The organism is Marinomonas sp. 63XJN7_7_ISO-PGPR-S23-202 (assembly GCF_056173505.1).
Window position 1 is genome coordinate 4,017,051 of record NZ_CM149677.1, and the last position, 20,899, is coordinate 4,037,949.

General features: G+C 44.8%; 19 protein-coding genes. 13 read left to right on the forward strand and 6 right to left on the reverse strand.

What is annotated here, in order from left to right; all coding sequences use genetic code 11:
- Complete coding sequence (gene djlA / locus AC0VYG_RS18650) at window positions 1-792, reverse strand: co-chaperone DjlA (RefSeq protein WP_475429413.1); 792 nt, start codon at window positions 790-792, stop codon at window positions 1-3.
- Between the two features lie 128 nt (window positions 793-920).
- Here djlA and AC0VYG_RS18655 point away from each other — a divergent pair, with 128 nt between their 5' ends.
- From AC0VYG_RS18655 to AC0VYG_RS18690, 8 genes are read left to right on the forward strand one after another with little or no spacing between them, the layout of a single operon-like run.
- A complete protein-coding gene (locus AC0VYG_RS18655) occupies window positions 921-3,209 on the forward strand; it encodes an LPS-assembly protein LptD (RefSeq protein WP_475429414.1) in 2,289 nt (762 codons plus the stop codon).
- Window positions 3,210-4,487 carry a peptidylprolyl isomerase gene (locus AC0VYG_RS18660; RefSeq protein ID WP_475429415.1) on the forward strand — a complete coding sequence of 426 codons (1,278 nt, stop codon included), beginning with the start codon at window positions 3,210-3,212 and terminating at the stop codon, window positions 4,485-4,487. It begins immediately after the preceding gene.
- Between the two features lie 4 nt (window positions 4,488-4,491).
- On the forward strand, window positions 4,492-5,529 hold the full coding sequence (pdxA, locus tag AC0VYG_RS18665; protein ID WP_475429416.1) for a 4-hydroxythreonine-4-phosphate dehydrogenase PdxA: 1,038 nt from the start codon (window positions 4,492-4,494) through the stop codon (window positions 5,527-5,529).
- A complete protein-coding gene (rsmA, locus tag AC0VYG_RS18670) occupies window positions 5,507-6,304 on the forward strand; it encodes a 16S rRNA (adenine(1518)-N(6)/adenine(1519)-N(6))-dimethyltransferase RsmA (protein ID WP_475429417.1) in 798 nt (265 codons plus the stop codon). The genes pdxA and rsmA overlap by 23 nt, the downstream gene beginning before the upstream one ends.
- Before the next feature lie 5 nt (window positions 6,305-6,309).
- The gene (gene apaG, locus AC0VYG_RS18675; RefSeq protein WP_475429418.1) at window positions 6,310-6,684 is read left to right on the forward strand and encodes a Co2+/Mg2+ efflux protein ApaG; all 375 of its coding nucleotides are present in this window, start codon (window positions 6,310-6,312) and stop codon (window positions 6,682-6,684) included.
- An 8-nt stretch (window positions 6,685-6,692) separates the two neighbouring features.
- On the forward strand, window positions 6,693-7,520 hold the full coding sequence (locus tag AC0VYG_RS18680; protein WP_475429419.1) for a symmetrical bis(5'-nucleosyl)-tetraphosphatase: 828 nt from the start codon (window positions 6,693-6,695) through the stop codon (window positions 7,518-7,520).
- Window positions 7,517-7,837 (forward strand): thiosulfate sulfurtransferase GlpE, encoded by a 321-nt coding sequence (gene glpE / locus AC0VYG_RS18685; RefSeq protein ID WP_475429420.1) that lies wholly within the window; start codon window positions 7,517-7,519, stop codon window positions 7,835-7,837. The genes AC0VYG_RS18680 and glpE overlap by 4 nt, the downstream gene beginning before the upstream one ends.
- Window positions 7,838-7,892: 55 nt before the next feature.
- Window positions 7,893-8,987, forward strand: coding sequence for a tRNA nucleotidyltransferase/poly(A) polymerase-related protein (locus tag AC0VYG_RS18690; RefSeq protein ID WP_475429421.1), 1,095 nt, complete (start codon window positions 7,893-7,895; stop codon window positions 8,985-8,987).
- Between the two features lie 107 nt (window positions 8,988-9,094).
- Here the strand turns inward: AC0VYG_RS18690 and folB are convergent, their stop codons facing one another.
- Both folB and tsaD read right to left on the reverse strand, forming a co-directional pair.
- Entirely contained in the window at window positions 9,095-9,448 is a 354-nt protein-coding gene (gene folB / locus AC0VYG_RS18695) for a dihydroneopterin aldolase (RefSeq protein ID WP_067341872.1), read from the reverse strand.
- The gene (gene tsaD / locus AC0VYG_RS18700) at window positions 9,445-10,485 is read right to left on the reverse strand and encodes a tRNA (adenosine(37)-N6)-threonylcarbamoyltransferase complex transferase subunit TsaD (RefSeq protein WP_067013387.1); all 1,041 of its coding nucleotides are present in this window, start codon (window positions 10,483-10,485) and stop codon (window positions 9,445-9,447) included. Before tsaD ends, folB begins: the two co-directional genes overlap by 4 nt.
- 443 nt (window positions 10,486-10,928) lie before the next feature.
- Between tsaD and rpsU the strand changes: the two genes are divergently transcribed.
- The 5 genes from rpsU (at window position 10,929) to AC0VYG_RS18725 (ending at window position 17,570) form a co-directional block, all read left to right on the forward strand.
- Entirely contained in the window at window positions 10,929-11,144 is a 216-nt protein-coding gene (rpsU, locus tag AC0VYG_RS18705) for a 30S ribosomal protein S21 (protein ID WP_009835737.1), read from the forward strand.
- Between the two features lie 172 nt (window positions 11,145-11,316).
- A complete protein-coding gene (locus AC0VYG_RS18710; RefSeq protein WP_475429422.1) occupies window positions 11,317-11,763 on the forward strand; it encodes a GatB/YqeY domain-containing protein in 447 nt (148 codons plus the stop codon).
- A gap of 4 nt (window positions 11,764-11,767) precedes the next feature.
- On the forward strand, window positions 11,768-13,780 hold the full coding sequence (dnaG, locus tag AC0VYG_RS18715; protein WP_475429423.1) for a DNA primase: 2,013 nt from the start codon (window positions 11,768-11,770) through the stop codon (window positions 13,778-13,780).
- A gap of 113 nt (window positions 13,781-13,893) precedes the next feature.
- Complete coding sequence (gene rpoD / locus AC0VYG_RS18720) at window positions 13,894-15,738, forward strand: RNA polymerase sigma factor RpoD (protein ID WP_067013381.1); 1,845 nt, start codon at window positions 13,894-13,896, stop codon at window positions 15,736-15,738.
- A gap of 404 nt (window positions 15,739-16,142) precedes the next feature.
- Window positions 16,143-17,570, forward strand: coding sequence for a PhoH family protein (locus AC0VYG_RS18725; RefSeq protein WP_475429424.1), 1,428 nt, complete (start codon window positions 16,143-16,145; stop codon window positions 17,568-17,570).
- A gap of 102 nt (window positions 17,571-17,672) precedes the next feature.
- Here the strand turns inward: AC0VYG_RS18725 and AC0VYG_RS18730 are convergent, their stop codons facing one another.
- From AC0VYG_RS18730 to glk, 3 genes are read right to left on the reverse strand one after another with little or no spacing between them, the layout of a single operon-like run.
- On the reverse strand, window positions 17,673-18,302 hold the full coding sequence (locus AC0VYG_RS18730; protein ID WP_067013377.1) for a bifunctional 4-hydroxy-2-oxoglutarate aldolase/2-dehydro-3-deoxy-phosphogluconate aldolase: 630 nt from the start codon (window positions 18,300-18,302) through the stop codon (window positions 17,673-17,675).
- A gap of 30 nt (window positions 18,303-18,332) precedes the next feature.
- Window positions 18,333-19,808, reverse strand: a complete 1,476-nt coding sequence (gene zwf, locus AC0VYG_RS18735) for a glucose-6-phosphate dehydrogenase (RefSeq protein WP_475429425.1) — start codon at window positions 19,806-19,808, stop codon at window positions 18,333-18,335.
- Between the two features lie 20 nt (window positions 19,809-19,828).
- Window positions 19,829-20,803 carry a glucokinase gene (glk, locus tag AC0VYG_RS18740; RefSeq protein ID WP_475429426.1) on the reverse strand — a complete coding sequence of 325 codons (975 nt, stop codon included), beginning with the start codon at window positions 20,801-20,803 and terminating at the stop codon, window positions 19,829-19,831.
- Window positions 20,804-20,899: the final 96 nt, after the last annotated feature.

The window sequence follows — 20,899 nt, forward strand, 5'->3', positions numbered from 1 at the left end:
CTACTTACGTGACTTTCTAATCAGTTCATAAGCGGCTTGGATTTCCTGTGTTCGCTCTTTAGCGTGTTCAATCATTTCATCCGGTAGTCCTTTGGCACTGAGTTTGTCCGGATGATTTTGGCTCATTAACTTACGATAGGCTTTTTTGATTTCCGCATCACTCATGTCCGCTTTCACACCTAGCACGTCATAAGCGGCTTTTAGCAAATCTTTAGAATCCTGCGCATTGGCTGAGGATTGGTAGCCTTGACGAAAGTGCGTTTGCTGCTTCACTTGGATATGTAAAGCTTCGAATTCTGCAACCGATACCCCTAAATAAGCACACACTTGAGAAACAAGGGATTTTTCCTCAACACTGAAATGCCCATCAGAGTAGGCCGAGATTAAGAGAATCTCAATCAAAGTACGAGTCAAATCACCAGGCCCAACCACGTCTCGGAACTGAGTAAGCACAGCGGTCAAATCAAAATTAGCCGACTTACCTTCATTAAAAAATTGACGAGCTTGCTCTTGGGCGGCAGGCGAAAGACGCAATCTTTGCATCACGGCTTGGGCCAATTGAATCTCTTCTTCTGTCACTCGACCGTCGGATTTTGCCAATCTTCCCATTAATAAGAAGAGTGTGCGAAAAAAAACTTCTTGCTGTTGGCGAATATTAGAACGAGTGCTGGCCCCCATAAAAGCACTACCTCGTTGCCCTCTATCTAGCATGGCGCCTACTATCAAGCCAATTAAGCCGCCTAAAAAACCCATTAAGAGAGTGCCGAGAATTGCACCGACCAATTTCCACATAAAGATATTTCTCCAGAATCGGTAGCCCCTAGAGGCCTGCTTAGATTATCATTTGCCAACAACATGGACCCGTATAAGGGAAGAGTCCAATTTGGGACAATCACTATTTACCAACAAGTATACCCTGCATGGTTAAGTATTTACGTATTTACGCTTTATTTTTTCAAACTCTTTTCGTCATTCCGTTGGCTCACGCTAGCCAAGTGACAAAAGAAAATCAATGGGATTGGGTACCGAAAGAATCACTTCCTAAGGCCCAACAAGAGCAAATAAGCCGATATTGTCAAGGCAGTTATATAGACCATTGGAAACCTACAAACAGTCTTGATACCGACCTCAATGCAAAAACGATTTATCGTGATAAGGCTGGTGTTGTCCATTTAATTGGTGATGCTGAGATCATTAAGCCAAAATCAACATTGCAGGCGAATCAGATCGAGGGGGTGCCAGGCAAATACTATAAAACCAATGGCAACATCATCTTACGCCAAAAAGGTCAGGTTATTCGAGGGACCAGTGGATACATCTCCAATGACAATGACTCGCCGACAGAATTTGTGGACGCAAAATTCGTCAGCATCGCGACAGGGCAACGGGGCGCGGCAAAATCTTTATTGCGCAGTAAAAACGGCATTATCTTTATTTACCAAGGTTACTACACCACCTGTGAACCCACAGAAGATAGCTGGAAGCTTTATGGCAGTTCCATTGAACTTAACCCAAAAGCCGGGTTTGGTACCGCAGAAAACGTACAATTACGAGTTCATGATATTCCGGTATTCTATTTCCCTTGGCTACGCTTCCCCTTAACCAGTGCTCGCCAAACAGGCTTTTTATTCCCGACTTTCGGCTTTTCTGGAAGCAAAGGTTTATCGCTGTCGACGCCATTTTATTGGAATTTAGCCCCCAACTATGACGCAACCATCACCCCTAATATTGTCACCAATGAAGGGAATGGACTTGACCTTGAAATTCGCCATTTAAGCAAATACGGTTTAACCACCTATGAGCAATCGACCTTCGATGAACATAAATCTTTTGATGATTCAAGACCTGCTGAAGGGGCACAAACGCTACTCAAATTCAAAACCGATCAACAGTTTACCAATAATCTATCTGCTGGACTCTTGTACGAAGACAACCCAACAGAAAACAAGTACCCAGATGTCAACTCAACCTCCATCAAGCAAAAGGACAATTACGAGCGAAATGCTTACCTAGGTTTTAACAATGGTAATTTTAGCAGTAAGGCCATCATCCGTACCTACCAAACACCGGATCCGACCCTAAATAAACCATTTGAATGGAAACCTCGCCTAAACTCGTCATACCGCTATGCCAACACCTATCTAAATTACAGTGTGGACGGCCAATACACGGACTTTTACGATCCAGATGAAAACAACTTTGATGGTAAACGAAGCGTATTAAACCAGGATATCTCGTTAAACTTTAGTAATGCCTGGGGAACCTTCTCACCAGGGGTTTTATTAAATTACCGTGATTATCAAATCCATAATTACAAGTCCCCTGATTACGATACCAGCTTAAATCATGCCTCTGTTTATTTTGACTCTAGCGTGGTGTTCGAACGCCCGTTATTAATCGACGACTCCATATGGCGACAAACGTTAGAGCCTCGCTTAAGTTATTTAAACTCGCCTTATAAAAATCAAAGTTTGATTCCTAACTTTGATGCCAGTGTACCAACCCTTAGCTATTCACAAGCCTTCAGCCATCAAAGATTCAATGGTAATGACCGCGTTGGGGACACAGAGCAAGTGACCTTGGGTATTGAAAGCCGACTTTATGATGACCAGAACCGCCAGCGGTGGGCATTTAAACTGGGTCAAATTCAATACTTGAAGGATCGTTATGTCAACATAACGGGGGTAACCAGTCAAAGTACGCCGGTTGATAGTGAGAGCCAAAGCCCCTTACTCGGTTCCGTCACCTACACTGGCAGTAACCGTTTTAGCCTGACAGGAAATGTAAATTATGATGTCAAAAAGCACAAATCCAATCTTGCCCAAGTTATCATTAAGACAAGACCTGCCGATTATGTGCGGTTAGACATGAGCTACCTCTATACTGTTGACAATCAAGACCCAAGCAATAACGCAAAACAGGCTAATGTGAGTACGATTTTTCCTGTAAGTCAGGATTGGTCAATGTATCTACAACGTACCTATGACTTTTTTAAACACAAAAAAACCAAAGATGTTGCCGGGGTTGGTTATGAAAACTGCTGCGTGAAAGTATCATTGAGTTACCAAGAATGGTTGAATGACAACAGTGATATGGAACGCGGCGTGTTCCTACTCTTTAATTTACGCAGTTTGAGTACCGTTGGGCAGAACAGTGGAGAACCTAGTGTCGCCCAAGACTATTGGAATAATGGAAAAGTTGGATATTAAATGATGAAGTTGTTTTCTCTAATATTAAGCGCATTTCTCTTTCTCGCGCCTTTTCAATCGCTCTACGCAGCGACTAACAAAGATGGCCTAACCAAAATAGATGGTATTGCTGCCATTGTTGATTCAAGCGCCATTTTAGACAGTGATATTCAGGCACGCTTTGATGTGGTTAAAAACCGAGTCCCTGGTGGTCAAATGACCGCTAATATCCGTCGTCAGATTCTCAATCAATTGATCGACGAAACACTAATGGCGAATTATGCCACCAGTGTGGGCATGCAAGTTTCCAGCTCTGAAGTAGATCAAGCCATTCAAGGCGTTGCCCAGCGTATGAACTTGAATTTGGACGGTCTCAAGAATGCATTAAAGCAGCAAGGCATTAACTACAGCCGCTACCGAGCCCAAATCAAAAAAGAAATTTTGATCAACGACATTAAACAAGAAATCGTTCGCAAACGTATCTCGATCACGGATCAAGAAATCAATAATTACTTATCGGCTAATGCCAATCTGACTAAAGGCAAAGACGAAGTTCACCTTTACCACATTTTGATTCGTGCGGCTAACCCTGACGCAGCCAAAGCAAAAATCGAAGCCATTGCGAAAAAAATCCACTCCAAAAAGGATTTTATTAATCAGGCCATAGCCAACTCCGATGGTCAATTTGCCATTGAAGGTGGGAATATAGGATGGCGCCCTCTTAATGAATTACCTCCTCTATTCGTTAAAGCCATTGCTGGCAAAAAAGATGGAACCCTAGTTGGCCCCCTTCAAAGCCCTGCTGGCTTCCATTTGCTCTGGGTGGCTGGTAAACGCTCAGCATCACAAACGATTCAACAACAAACAAAGGTCAGTCATATATTGCTTCGCTCCAATGCTATTCGCGATGAGGCACAAACAAAGGCTTTAGCCGAAAAGCTCTACAAACAGCTTAAAGACGGTGCAAACTTTGCCACGCTAGCGAAAAAGTACAGTGAAGATGAGGGCTCTACCTTACAAGGCGGTAGCTTAGGATGGGTCTCTCCAGGCACCATGATTCCAAAATTCCAACAGGAAATGAATGAGACGCCAGTGGGTCACATTAGTCGCCCATTTAAAACGAAGTTTGGCTGGCATATATTGAAAGTCGAAGCCCGTCGCAAAGAGAATATCAGTCAAAAGGTTCTTCGCGCTAAAGCTCGTCAGGCCCTCATCGCCCAAAAACAAGATACGGTTCTGAACAACTGGCTTGGTGAACTCAAAGCAGATGCCTTTATTGATATCAAAAAGGGAAATTAGTCCCATGATTCAAGGTATGACCAATCAGAGCCCTATTATTGCTATCACCTCTGGTGAGCCGGCGGGTATTGGGCCTGATATCATCCTAAGTGCGTTAAGCGAACAGACGTTTAACGCACGTCTTGTTGTCTTGGGCGACCTCGGAGTGTTACAAGCAAGAGCTAACCAATTGGGACTCTCCCCCAAATGGCATACGGTGACCCACGCAGATACGGTGCCTGTGCACCAAGCTGGCCATATTTATCTGCTCCCTGTTCCCTTAGTGGTCCCAGCAAAGGCAGGAGAACTCAATGTTGCCAATGCACCGTACGTATTGGAAACCTTGCAACAAGCTGGGGAAGGCTGTTTAAACCACACTTTTGATGCGGTTGTCACGCCTCCTGTTCATAAGGGTATTTTATGTGAAACTGGAGTGCATTTTTCAGGGCACACCGAGTTTTTCCAATCCCTGTGCCAATCGCCCCATGTAGTGATGATGCTTGCAACAGAGACAATGAAAGTTGCTTTGGCCACCACTCATCTACCACTACAAGAAGTGTCTTCCGCTATTACGCAAGATAGCCTATCTCGTGTGATTTTAGCGCTACATGCAGACTTAAAGCGCAAATTTGCAATCAATAGCCCCAAAATTTTAGTGTGCGGACTGAACCCTCATGCAGGCGAAGACGGGCACCTTGGTATGGAAGAGATTGATACCATCATACCGACACTGAATGAGCTTCGTGCACAAGGCTTGGATTTAGTGGGTCCCTTACCAGCGGATACATTATTTACGCCAAAATATTTGGAAAATGCAGACTGCGTATTGGCCATGTATCACGATCAGGGGTTACCTGTGTTAAAATACTCGGGATTTGGTAACGCTGTGAATATCACATTAGGTTTACCCATCATACGAACGTCCGTCGACCATGGCACCGCCCTCGATCTAGCAGGTACAGGCAAAGCCAATAATGGCAGCCTTAAGGTAGCCATTCAACACGCCATCAATATGGCCAATAATGCGAAACAATTTCCTAATGAGCAAAACACAACCCCATAAGGCCCGCAAACGCTTCGGCCAAAACTTTCTTCACGACCATGGTGTCATTCGTCGTATCGTCGCTTGCATTGGCCCTAAAAAAGGCCAACGCCTTGTTGAGATTGGACCGGGTAAAGGCGCCTTAACAGAAGGTATCATCAGCGTCACTGAGCGTATGGACGTCGTGGAATTAGACCGCGACCTTATTCCTATTCTCAAAGTGAATTTGTTCCGCTACCCCGAACTGACGGTTCACGAAGCAGACGCCATGACGTTTGATTTTTCATCTCTGGCGCAAGAGCAAGCCATTCGTGTTGTTGGTAACTTACCATACAACATTTCGACACCATTGATTTTTCATTTATTGAGTCAAGCCAACTGTATTGAAGACATGCATTTTATGCTGCAAAAAGAAGTCGTTGATCGGCTTGCAGCACGTCCAGGCGATAGCTTGTATGGCCGTTTAAGTGTGATGGCTCAATATTATTGCCAAGTGGATTCCTTGTTTGTCGTGGGGCCAGAATCATTTGACCCAGCTCCGAAAGTAGACTCAGCAATTGTCCGCATGACCCCTTATAAAACACTGCCTTACCCTGTTAACGACATTAAAACCTTAGAGAGCACGGTTCGTATTGGTTTTCACCAACGCCGTAAAACGCTGAGGAACAATTACAAAGGGGTTCTGAGTAATGATGACTTCAATGCACTTAACATAGACCCAGGTCTTCGCCCAGAGCGATTAGACGTTGAGGATTATGTGCGCATTGCTAACTTCATTCAAAACAAGGAGGCATGATTGAAATGCTAAAATACGATATCGCAGTCAATGTCCAAACCGAATACCTCCCTCATCAATCCACACCGAGCGAGTCACGCTATGTATTCGCCTATCACATCACAATTACTAACTGCGGTACACAAGCAGCAAAGCTCCTATCAAGACATTGGATCATTACCAACGGCAATGAAAAAATACAAGAAGTGAAAGGTGGCGGAGTCGTAGGAGAGTATCCTCATCTTGAATCAGGTGAATCCTTTCAATATTCTAGTGGAACGGTAATGGACACAGTGGTTGGCAGTATGCATGGCAGCTACCAATTTATTGCCGATGATGGCACCGAGTTCGAGGCCCCTATTCGAGCTTTTCGCCTTTCTGTTCCGAATCAAGTTCATTGAGGTAACATATGGCGACCTATGCAATTGGTGACTTACAAGGCTGTTTTACACCACTTATGGCGCTGCTCGAAACCTTCCATTACGACCCTCAAAAGGATCAGCTTTGGTTTGCGGGTGATCTGATCAATCGTGGCCCAGAATCCCTAGAAACCCTTCGCTTTATCAAGTCTCTAGGGAACAATGCCACCGCGGTTTTGGGCAATCACGATCTGCATTTACTTGCGGTCTCGCGCGGCCATAGCGCATTAAAACGCAATGACACCCTGTTTGATATTCTAACCGCCAGCGATCGAGACGAACTCATGGAATGGCTTCGCCAGCAGCCGCTTTGCCACTACGATGAAAGCCTTAATACCATTATGACTCATGCGGGCATACCACCTTGCTGGACATTGGAGCAAACCCTGTCCCTCGCCCATGAAGTGGAAACCCAACTGAAAAGCGATAAAGTTGATGATTTTCTCGCGGTTATGTATGGTAATACTCCAAAAAGGTGGGATAACAATCTAACGGGAATGGATAGGCTTCGCGCCATCACCAATTATCTAACCCGTATGCGTTTTTGTGGTGTAGATAGTACTTTAGACCTAAAAACAAAAGAAGGTCTCGATACGGCACCAGAGGGCTATGCCCCTTGGTTCTCTTATCCATCCCAACTCCCTGAAGATTGCCATGTTGTTTTTGGTCATTGGGCAGCGCTTGAGGGCATTACCCACTCCAATACCATCCATGCCTTGGATACGGGTTGTGTTTGGGGAGGCAGCCTAACGGCCTTACGACTTGATGACCAACAGCTTTTTAGCACGCCATGTACCATTAAACGGAAAGAACTATGACTTATACTTGTATCGATGTGTCTGATGCCCTTCCTATTATCGAAAACGATGCGACGGTTGTGGATATTCGCGACCAAGCAAGTTACCAAAAAAGCCATATCAATAATGCTATCTTGCTAAACAACGACAATGTCCAAGAATTTATCGAACAAGCAGACAAAAGCAAGCCTGTTGTTGTCTGCTGTTACCACGGCAACAGCAGTAAAGGGGCCGCCGAATATTTAGCGGCTCAAGGCTTTCAAGCAGTCTACTCCCTAAATGGTGGTTTCAGCCAGTGGAGCGCCATGTTCCCAGAACAATGCGAGCTTGGAGTCTAGAGCCTTTTCAACGACAAGTGGCCTTTTGCTAGTAGCCAGTAGAGCGAATAAAAGCATGACGACATATCAGGTGTATTTAGTCGGTGGAGCCGTTAGAGATCAGCTACTAGGTCTTACAGTAAAGGATCACGACTGGGTGGTGACTGGCGCGACTCCAGATCAACTATCAGCACAAGGCTATCAACAAGTAGGCAAGCAATTTCCAGTTTTTTTGCACCCAGACACCAAAGAAGAATACGCGCTTGCCCGAAAAGAAAAAAAACAAGGCCAAGGTTATACTGGTTTTATTTGTGACTTTTCTCCCGATATTCGCCTAGAAGAAGATTTGGCTCGCCGAGATCTCACCATCAATGCCATGGCACAAACACCTGACGGCCAGCTAATCGATCCGTTTCATGGTAAGGAAGATCTGGAGCTTCGCCTATTACGTCATGTCTCTGACGCGTTTGTTGAAGACCCGCTTCGCGTGCTCCGTGTCGCCCGCTTTGCTTCTCGATTTCATCATTTTGGCTTTCATATCGCCCCAGAGACTCTCGACTTAATGCGTCAAATCAGTCATTCAGGGGAACTTAGCACCCTAAGCCCTGAACGTGTCTGGAAAGAGCTAGAAAAAGCCTTAACAACGCCTTACAGCTTTGTCTTTTTTGATGTACTGCAACAAGTGGACGCCTTAGACCTCTTGTTTCCAAAACTGGTTTGGGAGAGTCAGGAATCGACCAAAGTCCAATTACAGTCTTCAGCACTGGTACCACATCAACGTTGGGCGATAATTTGCCAATATACTCCGCTTGACGCACTGGTGACTCTACACCAAAACATTAAATGTCCAAATAAGTACAAGCAAATAGCGGAACAGTCGTGCTATTTTCTGCAATCTCATCACATTCCTATGTCGGCCGTACACTGGGAAACATGGCTACTCTCCGTCAGTGCCATAAAAAAATACCAGCCTTACAAGCTTTTGGTAGAAGTATTGAGTTTATTAACGAATAGCAAACAAGAAGACTGGCTTAGCCTGCGTGATAGCATTGCAACCATCAACGCAGCCAGTTTAATGAAGCGAGGTTTTTCAGGGGCTGAGCTTGGCAAGGCGATGAAAGAGGCTCGAATCACGGCCTTGGAAAAATTGCTTCACCCATTCATTACCTAGGCATCTACTCTTTTATTGACGAAGCCTCCTAAGAGTAAGACGATCAACCTTGCTCAAAGCCATGACAGCCGAACATCAGGAGGGACCTTATCATGTCCCTCAAAGGTTTAAGCTGTTCGATATAACTTAACCCCAACAGACCTTGCGGCAGAAACGGCCCCAGGCTTGCGTACTGTCAAGGTTAATGCACTTACGGAAAATATCTGAATAACCTCTTCACTTAGGCGCTCAGCTAACGTCTCGATTAATTCAAATTGTCGCTCCGCACAAAACGTCGTAATAAAATTTGAAATCGCTTCATAATCGAGCGTTTTAGATAAATCGTCTGTTTGTGCTGGCACACGATTGTCATGTTCCATTTCAAGATCCAACAGTAGCTCCTGTTGAATGCTTTTTTCCCACTCATAAACCCCGATCACCGCCAGAACCTTCAGCTCTTCAATAAACACTATGTCTTTCATGCAGCACCTTTAATAGACGGTAATTCGGAAAGCGGCCAACGCGCACGAATGGACAGGCTAAGCCCTGACGATTGACCACTAAGCAAGCGCTGAGCCCCCGCATAAGCAATCATCGCACCGTTATCAGTACACAACTCCGGCCGCGCATAAAACACACTGGCCTGTATTTTTTTCAACTGAGACTCAAGCTGTTCACGCAGACGGGTATTAGCACTAACACCACCGGCGATAATAAGCCGCTTTAACCCTTCACTTTCTAGAGCCCGACGACACTTGATCACCAAGGTATCCACCACCGCCATTTCGAAGGCCAAAGCGACATCGGCTTTGAACGGCTCATCACAACGTTCCTCATCCAATGCGTTGTGGATAGCGGTTAAAAATGCGGTTTTTAAGCCACTGAAACTAAAATCCAATCCAGGGCGATCCGTCATAGGACGCGGAAATTTCAGATCAGGACGTATCTGACCATTTTTGGCTAAAGCCGCAATTTGAGGTCCTCCAGGATAAGGTAAACCAATCATTTTGGCGGCTTTATCGAAAGCTTCACCGGCAGCATCATCTAAAGACTGACCTAGCAAGCGATACTCACCTATCGCATCCACTCGAACAAGCTGAGTATGACCGCCAGAAACCAACAAAGCGATAAAAGGCATGTCAGGCTTGGCATCTTCTAACATTGGAGCCAATAAGTGCCCTTCCATATGGTGCACACCTAGCGCGGGAATATTTAACGAATAAGCCAATGATCGACCAATCGTTGCCCCTGCCATCAGGGCGCCAACCAAACCAGGACCACTAGTGTAAGCAACAGCGTCCAATTCATGCTTAGTCAATCCCGCTTCCTGCAATACCTCATCTATCAAAGGCAAGGTTTTACGCACATGATCACGTGACGCCAACTCAGGTACCACACCACCATATTCCGCATGTTTAGCTATCTGTGAATATATTTGATGCGCCAAAAGGCCGTTTTCGGTATCGTAAATGGCGATTCCCGTCTCATCACATGACGTCTCTAATCCCAATACTTTCATCACTGTTGTCTCATCACTAAATTTGCTCGCATTGTACCCCATCTACACAGGTTAAGGCAGAGCTGATACAAATCTGATTGGACAAAGCACGCCAAACGTTTTAGAATACGCGCGTTTTAAACGTTTAGATAAAAGGCAGGTGATTTTTTCTCGTTTGATCCATTCTCGTAGCGGTAAGTTTTAATGTGATGATTTACATCACTTCGCAAGCTACCATCAGAGTGAGATACAAACACCCTTATGAAAGAAAATGAGTAAAGACAGACGCCAATACCGTCTGTTTCAGGGTTGGAGAAATCGATCTCTATAGGGCAAATATGCCATGAAATAGATGATCTCACTCTTTTCAACAAAAGCGTGCTTTGAAAGCCCTGTTAATACAGGTATGATTCACGCCGTTTTTGTAAAATTTAAACTTAAAACACATTTAAAAAGGTAAAAATATGCCAGCAGTAAAAGTAAAAGATAACGAACCATTTGACATCGCTCTACGTCGCTTCAAACGCTCTTGTGAAAAAGCAGGTGTGTTGGCTGAAGTTCGTCGTCGTGAATGCTACGAAAAACCAACAACCCTTCGTAAACGTGCTGCAGCAGCGGCAGTTAAGCGTCACGCGAAAAAAGTTTCTCGTGAGCAGAAAAAATTCCAACGTTTGTACTAAGCCAATCTGCCGTTTGGCAATTTGCTAAAAAACAAATGTTTGCCTAGACGCATCGTGCTTTTAGGCTTATAAAAAAACGGCTAGTTAACAAACTAGCCGTTTTTTTTGCTTACAAAGGAACCCTTGCAGGCTAATTGCGCGCAAAGGTTCCTATTAATTAAAAGAGGACCCCATGTCAGACTTAAAAAAGCAAATCTCCGACGCCCTAAAAACGGCCATGCGAGCAAAAGAAAAACAGCGAGTCACCGTCATTCGCACGATTTTATCTGAATTCAAAAAGATTGAAGTAGACGAACGCATCGAATTAGATGATGCTCGCGTATTAGCTGTACTAGACAAAATGAACAAGCAGCGCAAAGACTCCAACCAACAGTTTCTCGATGGTGGTCGTGAGGACTTAGCACAGGTAGAACAAGAAGAGATGGCCATTATCAGCGAGTTTCTTCCTGCCGCACTAACCGATGCTGAGATTACTGAGATTGTCAAAGCCGCTATTGCTGAAACAGGTGCCAATTCCATGCAGCAAATGGGCGCTGTGATGGCAATTGTCAAACCTCAAGTACAAGGTCGTGCTGACATGGCACAGATCAGCAAGCAAGTTAAAGCACAACTGGGTTAATGGTATGGCGGGACGTATTCCAGATCAGTTTATTGACGAGCTTTTAGCTCGAACTGACATAACCGATGTGGTTGCGTCCCGCATTAGCTTAAAAAAAACAGGGCAAAATTACAGTGCTCTATGCCCATTTCACAATGAAAAAACCCCTTCTTTCAGCCTAAACCCGAACAAACAATTTTATTATTGTTTTGGTTGCGGCGCAGGAGGAAATGCCATCTCCTTTGTAATGGAGCATGACCACCTAGACTTTATTGATGCTATTGAAATCCTCGCCAAAGATGCTGGCCTAGAAGTACCCAGAGAAAAAGGGGCGCCAGATCGCTATGAGCAAAACGCAGAGTTACTAAAGCGACTGTCCGAAAGCGCCCATTTCTTCCAAGAACAACTGATCAAACACCCCGACAAAAAAAGAGCGACAGACTATCTCTCTAAAGATCGTGGTTTATCTGGACAAATAGCCAAGGTGTTTGGCTTGGGATTTGCCCCTCAAGGTTGGGACAATCTGCTCAGAAAAATCGGTACACGCGCCGAACAACAAGAGCAGCTCTTACTCGGTGGCATGCTGATAGAGAAGAAAGATCAACCGGGACATTACTACGACCGTTTTCGCGATCGCATCATGTTTCCAATTCGAGATAGCCGTGGTCGAGTCATCGCCTTTGGCGGTCGGGCTTTTGGCGATGAAAAACCCAAATACCTGAACTCCCCTGAGACCCCTGTTTTTCAAAAAAGCCAAGAGCTCTATGGCTTGTTCGAAGCCAAGCAAAACACTCCGATCCTTGAGCAAATTATTGTCGTCGAAGGCTACATGGACGTGATCGTCTTAGCCCAACACGGCATAACAAACGCCGTCGCCACCCTAGGCACCTCCGTCAATAGTCAACATATTCGCAAGTTATTTAAGCTTGTCAGCAAAGTAACGCTCTGTTTTGACGGTGACAAAGCCGGCCGAGCTGCCGCTATTCGCGGTTTAGAAGCCGCACTGCCTGTCATGCAGGATGAAAAACAAATACGATTTTTATTCTTACCCGAAGGCGAGGACCCAGATTCATTGGTGAGAAAAGAAGGCAAAGAATCATTTAACCATCGCTTAGAAGACGCCCACTCTCTGTCGCATGTCCTTTTTGATCATGCCAGAAATCAGGTTACGCTTGGAGACGAAGAAGGCGAGGCCCAATTTGCCCGCAACGCCATGGAAATGATTCAACAACTCCCGAAAGACCTCACCTTCCGTTCTGTAATGATCCGCCAGTTGAGTGATCAATCCGGTATTGATAGCAATACCTTAAATAATACAGTCTTCAAAACACGACGCCATTTCTCCCCTGAGTCCGAGACTCCAGACACCTCTTCTACAACAACAGCGCCCTACAGCAACCATGATGATGCACCCGATTTAAATTATTATGACAACACCTTAGGCCATCATGACTATGACGATTACCCGCCAGACGCTCACCCTTACGACACTGCCCCCGCTTATTCGCCTTCAAGAGCACCGACTGGTAAAAAGCCGTATGGCAATAAAATGCCGTTCAAAAAAGGCCGATTCGACCAAGATGAGTCGGCCACACTACCGCCGCCAGCACCAACATTAAGCCGCGTAAAACAAGCAACATTGTGTATTTTGCTGCAACCTAATATTGCCAGTACCATTGAAATTCCTGACCCATTACAAAATAAAGCCGATGAAGAGCTACAACTGTTTTGTAAAATATGGAGATATTTCGCAAAACACCCTAAAAACAATGTTGGCCATTTACTTGGCTCAGAGACAGAAAATGCTACAATTCAAGGTATTTATGCACTTTTAAACCACCAAGACGCAACAACGAAGCTAAAAATATCCAATGCTCAACAAGAAGTAATAGATATGGTATCCAATATGGAGAAAAATCTTGGTTTAAATAGCAGTATCACCCGCTTGAAAAATCAAGGAAACGAATCCATAAAGGATGATGACAGCAAGCAAGAACTACGTAACTTAATGGAACAAATACGGCGAAAAAAGTCGTAACAGCTGCCTGATTTTCGCTCAAAAAAGAGAGAACATCTGGATAAAATTGAACTCTTTTGTTATAATCCGCTGCTTGCAAAACTCCAAACGAATTTCTAACGATAGGTTGTCGAATGCCAGACACTCAACAGTCACGTCTCAAAGAGCTGATCGCTAAAGGTAGAGAACAAGGTTACCTAACTTTTGCCGAAGTCAACGACCATCTCCCTGATGACCTTTCTGATCCGGAGCAGGTAGAAGAAATCATTGCCATGATCAATGACATGGGCATCGTGGTTTCTGAATTTGCCCCTGACAAAGACAGTCTTCTTATGGAAGAAGGCGACTCAACCGATGAAGCCGCTGCTGAAGAAGCCGCTGCCGCTCTTGCAGCAGTTGAAGGCGACATCACCCGAACCACTGATCCGGTTCGTATGTACATGCGTGAAATGGGAACCGTTGAACTTTTGACTCGAGCTGGCGAAATTGCCATAGCGAAGCGTATCGAGGAAGGTACGCGAGAAGTCATGGCGGCCATTTCCTACTTCCCAGGCGCAGTCGATGTCCTTCTTGACGCCTACACCAAGGTAAAGGAAGAAGAAGGTCGTCTAAGCGATATATTTAGTGGGTTCATCGATGGTGACGGTGAAGAACCTGTCTTTGACGACGTCCCAGATGAGATTCCCGCCGAAGACGATACTATCGATGCGGAAACGGATGACGATGATGACGATACCGATACCTCTTCGGAAGAAGAAACGGATAGCGGCCCTGATCCAGAAGAAACGGCACTTCGTTTCAATGACATCACTCGTATCTATAATGAGCTTAAAGAGTTACTGAAAACACGTGATCGCCAAGATCCCGACGTTCAAAGTAAACAAGAAGAGCTCAGCGTTAGCTTTGCGCCAATCAAACTGGTTCCTAAAATCTTTGATGATTTGATTGACCGTGTTCGTTCGCGTATGGACAAAGTGCGTGAGCAAGAACGTTTGATTATGCAAGTATGTGTTCGCAAAGCAGGCATGCCACGTACCGAGTTTTTGAAACGCTTCCCTAGCAATGAAACCAATCCTGATTGGTTAAAAGAGCAGATTTCTTCAGGCGCCAACTATGCACCTGGTCTTGAAGAAAATGAAGCCGAGTTTATGCGCAGCCAGCGTAAGCTAAGAGCCGTAGCGAAAGAAACAGGGCTTAGCATCGCTGAGTTAAAAGAAATCAACCGTCGTATTTCCATTGGTGAAACGCGTGCTCGTCGTGCGAAAAAAGAGATGGTTGAAGCCAACTTGCGACTGGTTATTTCTATTGCGAAGAAATACACAAATCGTGGTCTACAATTTTTGGATCTTATCCAAGAAGGTAACATTGGTTTGATGAAAGCCGTCGATAAATTCGAATACCGCCGTGGTTATAAGTTCTCGACTTATGCCACTTGGTGGATTCGTCAGGCTATTACTCGCTCCATTGCAGATCAGGCTCGTACGATTCGTATCCCTGTGCACATGATTGAAACCATTAACAAACTGAACCGTATCTCTCGTCAGATGCTTCAGGAAATGGGTCGTGAAGCAACACCGGAAGAATTGGCTGCTCGCATGGATATGCCTGAGGATAAGATTCGCAAAGTGCTGAAGATCGCTAAAGAGCCGATTTCAATGGAAACACCGATTGGTGATGACGAAGATTCTCATCTTGGTGACTTTATTGAAGATGATGGTGCCGAGTCTCCTATCGACACTGCCACGATTGAAGGTCTGCGTGAATCCACCACTATGGTTCTGGCTGGACTGACGGCCCGTGAAGCCAAAGTTCTTCGCATGCGTTTCGGCATTGATATGAATACCGATCACACCCTTGAAGAAGTGGGTAAACAGTTTGATGTTACCCGTGAGCGTATTCGTCAAATCGAAGCCAAAGCATTACGCAAACTTCGTCACCCAAGCCGTTCAGAGCACCTGAGAAGCTTCTTAGACGACTGATATCCCCTTCTTTTGTTAAGTGTTTTTAAAAGCCGTTGTTATGCAACGGCTTTTTTATCTCTCTCTACCCTCTTTTCACATCGCATAAATTTTATTAAGCAGGTAGATCTCTGCAAAAAAACGCAGCATTATCAACAAAACTGTCATACACTCAAACTATAATCGAATAAAAGACAGTGAGATTCAGTTTGCCAAAAAACCTTCGTGAGCAAAAACACGACTATTTTCCGAACGCTTTTCGCAATGAAATACGTTCACCGTTTTTATCGGATGTTAGCCTCTCCAACATCTTCCATTTGTTTTATCCAAAAAGTCCCTGTACACAACTCGGTCAACCATCTTTTTTTCAAATCAATCCACACCTCAATCAAGACGCTTGTTGCGTCCCAAAGGAGTAATGCTGTATGGAAAAAATTTACGTTCTAGACACCAATGTCTTACTACATGACCCGTTAGCCATCTACGCTTTTGCTGAACACAAAGTGGTTATCCCCATGACTGTGCTAGAAGAGCTGGATGTAATAAAAGATCGTCGTGACAAAGACGTTAGCCGCGAAGCACGCTTAGCCATTAATACCATTGATAAAATTGTCGGCGATGCCACACCTAAAAAGTTGCAAAGCGGTGTGCAAATTCGCACCAGCATTCATGATGACAATGAAACAGACGACACCACAGACAACGCTCAAAAATCCTATGTAGAAGGCTCTCTGGCCATTTATCCAGATCAACAAATAACCAGCTTAGACAATGTTCCGTTTTTAAACGGCAACCACGACCACGCAAACGACAATCGGATTATAAATGTCGCTCTGAGCCTTCAAGCCACCAACCCACGTGCTGATGTGTGCTTGGTAACCAAAGACATCAATATGCGAATCAAAGCCAAAGGCTCAGGCTTGGAGCGTGTAGAGGACTATCGTAAAGACAAGGTCCTAGACGATGTCGACCTGATGAGTAAAGGCTACATTGAAGTGGAGAACAGCATTTGGTCGACAATAGGCAGCGTCAAAACCGAAGCGCACGGTCGTCACACTGTACACGTCATCAAAAAATCCGATTTACCAACCCTGTATTTCAATATGTTTATTATTGATCAAGAGGATTTTGTCGGCTTCGTTGTCAATATAGACAAAGAATACATCTACCTTCTCGACATCAATAAACAAAACCTAATGAATCAAAGCTTCTGGGGGATTAGTCCAAGAAACCTAGAGCAAGCCATGGCGTTTTATCTGTTACGTCATGATAATTCTGATTTAATGATCATGACAGGACCAGCAGGATCAGGAAAAACCCTACTCGCATTGGCCTATGGTTTACAAGTCACCATGGAAGAAAAGCGTTTTAATAAGATCATTGTGGCGCGATCCACTCCTCCAATGGCAGAAGACATAGGTTTTCTACCAGGGACGGAAGAGGAGAAAATGGCACCTTGGCTTGCCGCCTTTGATGATAACCTAGAAATCCTTCATGGAGCGGATGAGCACGCCTTTAGCAGCATTGACTATGTCAAACAAAAGGCCAACATCCAATTTAAATCCTTAAACTTTATGCGGGGTCGCTCGTTTAATAACGCCCTAATCATTATTGATGAGGCGCAGGGGTTGACTCAGTTTCAACTTAAATCCATTGTCACACGGGTCGGTAGCAACTCTAAAATCATTGTGCTGGGTAACTTGGCCCAAATCGACAATAAATACATCACCCCTCTCACCTCAGGTCTAACCTACTTGGTCGAGAAAACCAAGTCATTCAAATACGCCAGTATTATGCATGTCAATGGTATAGAACGAAGCCGCTTAGCGGAATTCGCGGAAGAAAACCTGTAATAAAAAAGGGAGGACGCATCAGTCCTCCCTTTTCATTCTCTGTTATCCTGTCCTGAAATACGTTGACGTAAATAAAAACAAAACTTATAACATCAACAATACTTACTGGCTGACGACAGATTGCGCCAATGCTGTAATCTCATCCCATTTACCCGCTCTAACCAAGTCAGTAGGCACAATCCAAGAGCCACCAACACAGAGCACATTCGGCAAAGCCAGATATTCTCGGAAATTATTGGCACTGATTCCGCCTGTTGGGCAAAACTTAATATGCGGCAAAGGTCCACCAAACGCTTTCAATGCTTTTACCCCTCCATTCACTTCGGCTGGGAAGAATTTGAAGCGGTCGTAGCCATATTCAATGCCTAACAAAATGTCTGAAATGGTCGCAACAGCCGGTAAATAAGGAATATCATATTCTTTACCGACCTTTAATAAATCGGGCGTCAATCCAGGACTAATAATGAATTGAGAGCCTGCCTCAACGGCCTGAACATATTGCTCGCGAGAACAAACCGTACCCGCGCCAACAATCGCCTCTGGCACCTCTTTACGAAGGGCCGTTATGGCTGCCAATGCAGCTGATGTTCGCATGGTCACTTCCAATACGGGTACACCACCAGCGACCAGCGCTTTACCTAACGCAACCGCTTGCGCTACATCATCCACAACAATAACAGGCACAACTGGGGTCGCCGTCATTACTTGTTCTGCTGTATAAGATACCGTCATGTTATTTTCCTTTTATTAAGACCCTAAAGGCTAGTAGTCGTGCCAGTTACGGCCATCTTTGATTGGTAACGCCATAGACGCCGCAGGGCCCCATGATCCCGCCGCATATTCTTTAGGACGTTCACTGGTTTGATTCCATGCCGCCATGATGCCGTCAACCCATTTCCAAGCGGCTTCAACTTCGTCATAACGCATAAACAAGGTCGCATCATTACGCATCACATCCAGCAACAAGCGCTCATAGGCTTCGGGACTACGCTTATTATGAAAAGCTTCTGTCAAACTGAGGTTAAGATCAACAGGTTGGAGATTCATCCCCTCGCTTGCGCCAGGTACTTTATTCATTACCGTTAGCGAAATTTTCTCTTCAGGCTGCAAACGAATGACAAGCTGATTACGTTGTAATTGACGATTACTTTCATCACTAAAAATACTATGAGGAACAGACTTATACTGAATAACAATTTCAGAATAACGCTGTCCTAGACGTTTGCCCGTTCTCAGATAAAACGGTACCCCCGCCCAGCGCCAATTATCAATGTCGGCACGCAATGCGACAAAAGTTTCTGTACGTGATTCTGGATTACTTCCTTCTTCATCGAAATAACCAGGTACCTCTTTCCCATTGATCATACCCTTGGCATATTGACCACGCACCGTTTTAGTATAGGCATTGGCACCGACAATCGGGCGCAGGGCTTTCAATACTTTGATTTTTTCATCACGTACTGAATCCGCATCCATACGTCCAGGAGGTTCCATAGCGACCAAACACAGCAACTGGACAATGTGGTTTTGCACCATATCTCGCATGGCACCGGCTTTATCGTAGTAACCCCAACGCCCTTCCACACCAACGGTTTCTGATACGGTAATTTGCACATTATCAATATGAGCACTGTCCCATAGAGGCTCAAACAAGGTGTTACCAAAGCGAATCGCCAATAAGTTCTGAACGGTTTCTTTACCAAGGTAATGGTCAATTCGGAAAACTTGCGACTCAGCAAAATTTTGCATCACTTCATCGTTGATGGCACGGGATGACGCCAAATCACGACCTAGCGGTTTTTCCAACACGACACGCATGCGTTCTTTATTTAAATCATGAGTGGCAAGGGAAGAACAGATAGAGCCAAACAAATCAGGCGAGGTGGCAAGATAGAACACTACATCACGGTTATCACCACCCACTTCGTGGTCGTTAAAACGGGAGAAGTCAGATTCTTGTTGAGCGTCCACGGACACATAGCTCAAGCGCTCTTTAAAGCGTGGCCATGTTTTCTCATCCCCAACGCTTGAAGGAACAAACTCATCCAGTGCACCGCGTACTTTTTCTTGATAGTCTTGAGCACTCATATCACGTCGAGAAGCACCGATAATTCGAGTGGTCGGAGCGAGCAAGCCATCCATTTCTAAATGGTAAAGGGCTGGCAACAACTTGCGCATGGCAAGATCACCGCCACCGCCGAAAATAACGACATCACAGGCTTTTAAACTGGCCTTCATAGATTCTTTCTCCAACTGTTTTAGGCTTTCGATAAAAGATGAGAGGCATAACAAGCACACCCCATCAGCCCTGGGTATTCAGACATCACAACGAAAGTGGGAATAGGTGAAACAAAATCTTTCATACGACCCTTCTCTTGCATCGCATTTCGAAAGCCACTTTCCTGAATTTCATTTAAATAACGAGGAACAATACCTCCGGCAATATAGACACCGCCCCGAGATTCAACCGACAAGACTAAATCGCCGATCACTCGTCCCAGAAAAACAAAGAACTGCTCAAGAGCCGCTTTCGCGATGGGGTCCGTTCCTGACTTTAAAGCATCGCCGATTTCAGGCGCGGTCAAACGACGCTCAATCCCTTCCCGAAATGCCATCGCCTCATAGATGTTCTCAAGCCCCATACCAGAGAGAACCCGCTCTGCAGACACTCGCTTATGTCTTGTTCTTAAAAAGCGTAAAATATCGTCTTCTAATTCATTACAGGTTGCTAGATCAACATGTCCTCCCTCTCCGGGTAGCACAATATTAGGTCCATGATCCTGAGGCACGACACAAGCCACTCCAAGCCCTGTTCCCGCACCGATAACCCAGGCAGCCCCTTTGGGATCAACCTCAGCATTATCGCCAATGACCACCATGTCTTTAGGGGTTAAGATTTCTAGACATTGTCCGACAGCATCAAAGTCATTTAACAAAGCAACCGCTTTATTTTCACCAAAATATGACTCAACTTCTTGGCGAGTAAATTGCCAAGGATTGTTAGAAAAGCGGATCACAGGTTGATTAACAGGACCAGCAATGGCCAACACTACCGCACTTATATTTTCTATGTCGACACTGCAACTATCAATATAAGCGGCAACTGCATCAAAAAAGTTCTCATAGTCCTTACAAGACAGCACACTGACTTCTTGAGGGTCGAATTCATGTATACGAACCAATGCAAAGCGAGCATTCGTTCCGCCTAAATCAGCAATCAAAGCATGAGACATAATGGGACTCTATTTAATTTTTTCTGAAAGTTTACAACAAAACACCCTCAAAAAATACTCATCTCAAAAATTTTCAACAACAATATGTAATAAAAT